Origin of the sequence: Mycoplasma leonicaptivi ATCC 49890, from assembly GCF_000622205.1 — a bacterium.
Classification (GTDB): Bacteria; Bacillota_I; Bacilli_A; order Mycoplasmatales; family Metamycoplasmataceae; genus Mycoplasmopsis; species Mycoplasmopsis leonicaptivi.
The window spans coordinates 1-7,827 of the sequence record NZ_JHWE01000041.1; the positions used below are offsets into that span (position 1 = coordinate 1).

Annotated in this window: 11 protein-coding genes; 5 read left to right on the plus strand and 6 right to left on the minus strand. The window is 24.6% G+C overall.

Features of this window, described 5'->3' with window-relative positions; genetic code table 4:
• Window positions 1–60 precede the first annotated feature (60 nt).
• Window positions 61–198, minus strand: a complete 138-nt coding sequence (locus tag BU00_RS05100) for a hypothetical protein (RefSeq protein WP_156926431.1) — start codon at window positions 196–198, stop codon at window positions 61–63.
• 217 nt (window positions 199–415) lie between these two features.
• Here BU00_RS05100 and BU00_RS0102700 point away from each other — a divergent pair, with 217 nt between their 5' ends.
• The 3 genes from BU00_RS0102700 to BU00_RS0102710 all read left to right on the plus strand — a co-directional run bounded on the left by BU00_RS0102700 (window position 416) and on the right by BU00_RS0102710 (window position 3,701).
• Window positions 416–2,083, plus strand: coding sequence for a ribonuclease J (locus tag BU00_RS0102700; RefSeq protein WP_027121384.1), 1,668 nt, complete (start codon window positions 416–418; stop codon window positions 2,081–2,083).
• A gap of 244 nt (window positions 2,084–2,327) precedes the next feature.
• Window positions 2,328–3,350, plus strand: a complete 1,023-nt coding sequence (locus BU00_RS0102705) for a hypothetical protein (RefSeq protein ID WP_156926432.1) — start codon at window positions 2,328–2,330, stop codon at window positions 3,348–3,350.
• A 9-nt stretch (window positions 3,351–3,359) separates the two neighbouring features.
• The gene (locus tag BU00_RS0102710) at window positions 3,360–3,701 is read left to right on the plus strand and encodes a thioredoxin family protein (protein WP_027121386.1); all 342 of its coding nucleotides are present in this window, start codon (window positions 3,360–3,362) and stop codon (window positions 3,699–3,701) included.
• A gap of 48 nt (window positions 3,702–3,749) precedes the next feature.
• Here BU00_RS0102710 and BU00_RS0102715 read toward each other — a convergent pair whose 3' ends face one another.
• Window positions 3,750–4,475: a hypothetical protein gene (locus BU00_RS0102715; RefSeq protein ID WP_156926433.1), complete on the minus strand. Its 726-nt coding sequence runs from the start codon at window positions 4,473–4,475 to the stop codon at window positions 3,750–3,752.
• A gap of 102 nt (window positions 4,476–4,577) precedes the next feature.
• On the opposite strand from BU00_RS0102715, the gene BU00_RS0102720 reads away from it, so the two are divergent.
• Window positions 4,578–5,153 (plus strand): thymidine kinase, encoded by a 576-nt coding sequence (locus BU00_RS0102720; RefSeq protein ID WP_027121388.1) that lies wholly within the window; start codon window positions 4,578–4,580, stop codon window positions 5,151–5,153.
• Between the two features lie 29 nt (window positions 5,154–5,182).
• Here the strand turns inward: BU00_RS0102720 and BU00_RS0102725 are convergent, their stop codons facing one another.
• Genes BU00_RS0102725 through BU00_RS05105 form a run of 4 tightly spaced genes read right to left on the minus strand, consistent with a single transcriptional unit; the run spans window position 5,183 to window position 7,435 of the window.
• The gene (locus BU00_RS0102725) at window positions 5,183–6,277 is read right to left on the minus strand and encodes a M42 family metallopeptidase (RefSeq protein WP_425411674.1); all 1,095 of its coding nucleotides are present in this window, start codon (window positions 6,275–6,277) and stop codon (window positions 5,183–5,185) included.
• An 8-nt stretch (window positions 6,278–6,285) separates the two neighbouring features.
• A complete protein-coding gene (locus tag BU00_RS0102730) occupies window positions 6,286–6,762 on the minus strand; it encodes an NUDIX hydrolase (protein ID WP_027121390.1) in 477 nt (158 codons plus the stop codon).
• The gene (locus tag BU00_RS05465; protein ID WP_051521853.1) at window positions 6,762–7,247 is read right to left on the minus strand and encodes an MAGa3780 family membrane protein; all 486 of its coding nucleotides are present in this window, start codon (window positions 7,245–7,247) and stop codon (window positions 6,762–6,764) included. The genes BU00_RS0102730 and BU00_RS05465 overlap by 1 nt, the downstream gene beginning before the upstream one ends.
• A gap of 26 nt (window positions 7,248–7,273) precedes the next feature.
• Complete coding sequence (locus BU00_RS05105) at window positions 7,274–7,435, minus strand: hypothetical protein (protein WP_156926434.1); 162 nt, start codon at window positions 7,433–7,435, stop codon at window positions 7,274–7,276.
• A gap of 139 nt (window positions 7,436–7,574) precedes the next feature.
• On the opposite strand from BU00_RS05105, the gene BU00_RS05110 reads away from it, so the two are divergent.
• A partial coding sequence (locus tag BU00_RS05110) for a hypothetical protein (RefSeq protein WP_156926403.1) occupies window positions 7,575–7,827 on the plus strand: 253 nt, incomplete at its 3' end.

Consider the following 7,827-nt stretch of genomic DNA (forward strand, 5'->3'; position numbering starts at 1 on the left):
TTATAATTAGACCAGATTTGTGTTTTGCTATCGCAATTCTCTTATTATCAAAAAATAAGTTTATGAGAATTTACACAAAATATCGTACAGTCCCTCTTCAAATCAAACACCAGATGATAAAAATACAAAACCTTCAAAATCAAAAGGTGGAATTATAGCTCTTGCAGTATCTGTGACAATTTCGATATTAGCTTTCATAGCAGGTTTATCACTATTAATTTTTAAAAAGAAAAAGAATAAATAATCCTTAACTTAAAAGCAAGCACCAAGCTTGCTTTTAATTATTAAAATTTTAAGTAAGTTAACAGAAATTTTGCTATATATCATAGTGTTTTGGCAAAATTTCATAAAACTTTTGATATAATAACAAAATAAAATTTGTCTTTTAATTCCAAAAATAATAAAAAGGAGAAAAATGGAGAATACAAGGATTTTTGCCCTTGGTGGCCAAGACGAAAACGGTAAAAACTGTTTTGTTTTTACATATGCAGAAGATATTTATATTATTAATTCTGGAGTTAAGATCCCTATAAATTCTTTAAATGGTGTTGATACAATTATTCCTAATTTTGATTACTTAATAAAAAATAAAAATAACATAAAGGGTATTTTTATAACAGATGTTAAAAATGAAACATTTTCAGCATTACCTTGATTAATAATGAATATTCCAGGTCTAAAAATTTATTGTTCAGAAATAAGTAAATCAATAATTCAAGATAGACTCGTAAAATATAATATTTCTAAAAATAATTATAAAATTTTTGTTTTTAAAGAAAGAAAAAAAATTGGTGATATTTATGTGCAACCACTTTCTTTACCTGGAAGTGTACCAGGAAATATTGGAATTGATTTTATAACCAAAAATGGTGATTATATTTTTATGTTTAACTATGTAGAGGGTAATTTAGATATTTTTGGTAGAGCTTGATTTTTGCATTTACCAAAATTCTTTTCAAATAGAAAAATAATTGCACTTGTATCTGATGCAGGTAAAAGTAATTATAATGGTAAAGCAATGGATAAGTTTAGATTACCAAAAAAAGTGTTTGATTTATTTGAAAGCACTCCAAAAAATTCTAGAATTATTGTTGGTGGATATAGTGAAGATATGATTTCACTTCATCAAATTCTTTTACTTGCAACAAAATATAAAAGACCAATTATTCCATATGGTAAAAACTATGCAGATATGTTAGATTTAATTAAAGAACATAATGCAAAATTAGGTAATAAAATTTTCATACCTGAGTTATTTGAATATAAAAACATTCCAAACATTGAAAACGCAGTTATTTTGGTTACTGGTGCAATCGAAAGATTATATACACGTTTTTTACGTGTAATTAATGGTGAGGATGTTTATCTTAAAATACAAAAAAATGATCGAGTTTTAATTATTGCCCCACCTGTTAATGGTATGGAATCACAATATGCAAGTATTCTTGATGAAATAGCAAAAATAACACCTGAATTAATTGAAATAAATGATAATGAATATTTTTACTGTAGACCTACAAAAGAAGATTTATTAAATTTAATTAAAAACCTTAAACCAGACTTCTTTTTACCAACACAAGGGTTGTATAGATACTTAACAGATGCAATTAATTACATTAAAAATAATATAGAACCAGAAATTAAAACTCAATCTTTATTATTAACTAATGGTAAAATTTTACATTTTGTTGATGGTAAAAAGTTTTCACATAATGGAAAAATCAAAGAAATAAGTGATGTTATTGTTGATGGTTTTGGAATTGGTGATATTTCATCCGAAGTTATTAATGAGCGTGAAGTATTAGGTCGTGAAGGGGTTATTATTATTAATGCTCTTTATGATTCTAAAGAAAAAAAGATTATAAATGATTTAATTATTAATTATGTTGGTGTTATTGATCAAACAGAATATGAATCAACAAACAACTTTATTAAATCTATAATTTTAGACATAATGCAAGAAAATGTTTTTGGTTCTATGAATGAATTTAATGAAAAAGTTAGAAAAACAGTAAGAAAGAAAATTTTTAAACTTTTAGATAAAGATCCACTAGTAGCATTTACTTTAACACCTATTATTTAATATGAAAAGAAAAGATTTATACAACCTACTTGGTTTTGTTAATGTGGAACAAGATTGTAAAGGTTTAATATTTTTTAATCGTAAAAAAATAATTTTTCCTTTAATTATAAGTTTAATATTTTGTCTTAGTTTTACTTTTTTTCTTTTAAAATATATATTTTATTATATTGAAGGTTTTATTTTATTTTATAACTTCACTTTTGGACTTTTATTAGGTAATACAATTTTTATTGTCTTACCATTTATGCTTATTTGAAATATTTTACAATATATTAGAGTGCATTACAATTCTAAATCACTTGCATTAGGTTGATTTTATAAAACAAATAAGATTAAATTTAATGATGCTTACAAAAAGATTTGTTCGCTTTTGTTAAGTTTGTTTATATTGTGCATTGTATTGGATCATATGAGTGTTCATTATATTTATGGTGAAGGACACTTATTTGATTTTCAGACAAATAATTTAAATATTCTTTGAACAAAAGGTTGGTGAAATTCTTTTTATAATTCTGCTTATGATAGACAAACACAAAGTTATACACTAATGGAGTTTTATAAAAATTATGCTATAAAAAATAATGTCGGATTTATATTTGATGCTATTTTAAATGTTTTATATTATGCTACACTATCACCAGTTTTCAATCTTGTGGTTTCAATTGGTTTTACTTCCTTTGCTTTAATAAATTTTTTATTTTTAGATACTTCATTAAAAAGTTTTTTAAGCAAAAAATGTACTTATAAAGATAATTTAAAAAAACGTAAAGAAAGAGTTATGAGATTTAATTCAGCTCTTGCGCAAACACCAAATGTACTATTTTGGTTAGAATTTTTAAAGCAAGTCTGTTGAGAATACAATATTGATTTTTCAAATAAAAAATATAAGTTAATTGAAAAAGAAGTTTTAAAAAGTTTAATACCTCAAAAAGTAAGGTATTTAGTTAAAAAAACACAAGAGAGTTTAGATAAAGGTTTATCAAATGAAGCAGAAGTTCTTGAACAAGAATTACAAACTTTAAATCTTGAACAAAATGAAATAGTTACAGAAGATATTTTTGATTTTAAGAACAACGAACAAGAAAATCATTTTTTCTTTACAAATCCATTAAAACAAAAACAAAGTTTACAAGAACCTAAAACAAAAGAAACATCAGTTACTGAAAAACAAGAGCAAACAATTGAAAAACAGAGTTGAATTGAGAATAAAAGCACTAATAGTAAAATTAGCAATTGACTCAATAAACACTCACCATTTAATAAATAAGGAGATTTTATGTATCAAAAACTTAAATGAGCAGAAGCAGAAAAAATTTTAAATGCTAACAAACCAGGAGAATTAATTTTTATTACTTTTACAGCAGAATGATGTGGTGACTGTCAAATGATGAAAAGACCATTAAATTATGTTGCTGATAAATTTAAAGACAGACCTGAAATTAAATTTATAAATGTAGATGCAGAAGAAGCACAACTTTTTAGAAATCCAGACACCAAATGGGCAGTTTTAAAAGTTCCAACAATGATTTTACTTTCAGGTCAAGAAATTATTGAAAAAGGTTATGAATATATTCCAGAAGAAATAATGATTGACTGAATTGATAAAAGAATTAACTAAAATAAAACTTAACTTAAATTATTAAGTTAAGTTTTTTATCAATCTTGATTAAATAAGTTTATCACAATATAAGAGAAGATCATTAATAGTTATTTTAAACTTCTTAATATTTTTATTAGTAATTTCAATTGATGCATAAAGATATAAAACACAATAGTCTTCTAAGGTTTGTGAAGGTAATTGGGGTCTGTTTTCAATACCGTATGCAGCAAAATAAAGAGTTTTTTTAATCATTTGTCTTATTAACATTTTTTTACCTAAAAAAGCTAAAAATCAGACAGATGCTAATCAACTTTCAAAAGTATAAGTTACTGTTTTATATCTTCTTCCGCTTCCACCAAGAGTTATTGAAGACATTTCAATTTCTTTAATACTAAAATTTTTATATTCAAAATTACTAATTTCTTGTTTTGTAATACCTTTATTAACTTTCATTGTCAAATACAAAATTATTGAATAAACTAATGAAGGAAATACACAAACAAGCGCTATTAAAGGGATAAAATATGGATTATTTTCAAGAAATGAAGGTTGTTTTACGTTAGTTAAATCTAATATCAGTGTTTTTGTAACCACTAAAATAAATCAAATTAAACTTAAAATAAAAAGAACTAATAAATAATAAATAATATTTAATAAAGAAACCTTATTTGCTTTAAAAACTACCTTATTAACTTTAAAAATTCTTTGTTTTAAAATCGGTGAAATAGCAAAAAACAAAAATATAATTAAAAACATTGTTATACTTATTAATGTTAAATTATTTACTTGCATAAATTAATATTATCAAAATTTTATTTATTTTGATAAAAGTTTTTTGAGTTTTATTAATCTTGTTATAAAATAGTAAATACGCAATTTAATCAAAGGAGTATTATGATTTTAAAAAGACCTGAAGGAACATTGGAAGTAATTACTGGACCAATGTTTTCTGGTAAAACAGAAGAGTTACTTAAAAGAATTAAAATTTTAGAAATTGCAGAAATAAATACTATTGTTTTTAAACCTGCATTTGATACAAGATTTTCACACACAGAAGTTGTAAGTAGAACTGGTGCAAAAATAAAAGCACATACAATTGAAAAAGCAAAAGATATATTAAAAATTTGAAATAATGAATATAAAGCAGTTGCTATTGATGAAGTTAATTTTCTTGATGAAGGTATTTTTGAAGTAATTGATACATTAGTTTGAAATGGTGTTAGGGTTATTGTTTCAGGTCTTGATATGGATTTTTTAAGAAGACCTTTTGGTGTCACACCAGGACTTTTATCAGTTGCTGATGATATTATTAAACTAAAAGCAGTTTGTTTAAAATGTAAATCAGATGCTGCATTTTCTTTTAGAAAAGAAAACAATAATAATCTTAATGTTTTAGGTGACAACGAATATGAAGCAAGATGTAGAAAGTGTCACATCCAAGGTGAAGAAGACAAAAAGTCTTTAAATTAAAAGTTGCTTAGTATAACTAAGCAACTTTATTATTTATACATTAATTTTTCATTATGTGTTTCACTTGAATAAGATTTAATAAATTCTGTCATTAAATCAATTGTTGCTTGAATATCAAGCAATGAAGCAACACCAATTGGACTGTGAAGATATCTTTGAGGAATAGATATAGTCATAACAGCAGCGCCACCAGGTGCATATTGTAATTCAGCAGCATCAGTTCCACCACCGCCAGCTACATATTTGTAAGCTGGTATTTTTTTATCTTTAGCAATATCAAATAAATATTTAATTAATTTTGGATCAGGTAATGTTCCTGAATCTTTTACTAAAATACTTACACCCTTACCTAAAACAGGTGTTCCTTCTTTTGCTCCAGTTGTATCATGTGCAGCACCTGTATCAACTGCAAAAGCAACATCTGGATTGATGATTGAAACAGATGTTTTTGCCCCTCTAGTTCCAACTTCTTCTTGTACTGTACCAACAAGATAAACGTCGCAATCAAGTTCTAAATCTGCAATGTTATTAGCAACAAAATCAATAACTGTGACACCAGCACGATTATCCATTGCTTTACCACCAATTAAATCATTTGCTAATAAAACAGTTTCACCAGTCATAAAGATTTTATCACCAATGTTAATTTGTGCTTCTTCGACTTCTTTTTTGGATTTAAAACCTAGATCGACATAAAGATCATCGTTTTTAACAGCTGCCTTATATACTTCATCAGTTTGAATGTGAATTGATGTATGTCCAAAAACGCCTTCGAATCTTTTATTAGTTTCAGAAGAAATAACAACTGCTTTTGTTCCGATTACTGTATTTGCTCATACACCACCAATTGGTGTAACCATTAAGTTTCCATTATCTTTAATCATTCTAACCATATAACCAACTTCGTCCATATGTGCCGAAAGCATAACTTTTGGAGCATTTAGTTTTTTAGATTTTTTAAAGAAAATTACCGAACCCATTTTGTCTCTGAAAACTTCAAATTTATTTAAGTTGATATTTTTCTTTAATTCTTCAACAACTGGCTCTTCAAATCTTGATATTGCTTCAATTTTCATATATTTATCAATTTTATTTGCTAATTTTTCATATTTTTTATCTATCATGTTTTCTCCTATTTTATAATTATAAGTTTTTTATTAGAAAGCATTTTTCAAATTTGATCAATGACAATATTAGGGTGAAAATTTCAACCTTTTAATTCTTTTTTGCTAACTCATTTAAATCTAAATTTGTTTCCATTTTCTATTCTAATAAATTCATTTTTTTGTGTTATTTCATCGTATGATTTCAACTTTATTGAATAATAAAAACATAATTCATGATATTTAATATTATCTGCTTTTGTATAAAAGTTTTCTGTTAAAAAAGCAAATTTAAAAGTATCAACTTGACAATTTAATTCTTCTTTTATTTCTCTTTCTAAGGTTTGTTGTGTTGATTCACCAAAAGTAGACTTTCCACCTGGTAAATACCAGTAATTATTTCATGGATCGCTTGTAATTAGAATTTTATTTTTATATTTAATTATTGCGCCCACCCTTAATTTAAATCTAAAATTTTCCTCATTAGTTATCAAAATATCCTTCATTATTTTCCTTTTTTAAAAATTTTTAAACTTCAATTCATTTTTATTTTATAAACAAAAATTCAAAATGTTCCCATTAAAACAGGTAAAGTTGCAGCGAGTAAAATAATTAATACATTTAGTGATACAAGAACACCAATATTACTTGTTTTTACAAATAACGGTTTAAGTGGATTTAAAAATTTATAAGGGGATACACCAACAACATCAAATGGTTTATCATTTAGTTGTTTGGTTATTACAAATAATAAAATACTAAAAATAAAATATGTAAACATATATATTGAACTAAATGCAAATGCCGATTTTAGATTTAAATTTAAATGTTTTCTGTATAAAAATAATACAATAAATCCAATAACAGGGTTGATACAATGAGTTACTATTGATCTTATTGAACCAATTACCCTATTTCAATTATTTGTTCAAGATATTAAACTTCAATAAATCAAAAATGTTATTGTTATCAATGCAACAGTATTAAACAAAAAGTTTTTTCTTTTATCATTTGGTTTTAAAGCACAAAAAGAATAGCAAAACCAAGGAAGAAATTAGTATGATTTGTAAAATAAAATCAATGAGTAAATCTACCAAAAATAAATTCAGGTGGTAAAGTTGTTAAATCATTTGCTCTTTTAGTAAGTTCTTCGTTTGTATAAATTCTTGGTCAAATCATTGCGCTTAAAACACTTAAAATAGTTAATAAAATAACACTAACACCAAGGTAAAAAGTTATTTTTCGAAAGTATTTTAAACTTTCAGTAAATTTTATACTAAATAAAAAAAATTAAGAAATTTTTTCGTTTATAGATATTATGAAACTATATAATTCATCAGAAGAAATATTCAAATTTTTGAGTATTTCTTTTTGTTTTGCAGTTAGAGAATTTTTTCTTATATATTTTTCATCAAATTTTGAAACCTCAATTTTTGATAATTCATCTATTATTGAATTAAATGTTAAACTTGATTTATTTTTTAATAAATCAGAACAATGAAACTTAATAAAACTTTTAACTATGGAAGCAATGAAAGTTATAAAGGTTTTACTTTCTAAAACACCATCAG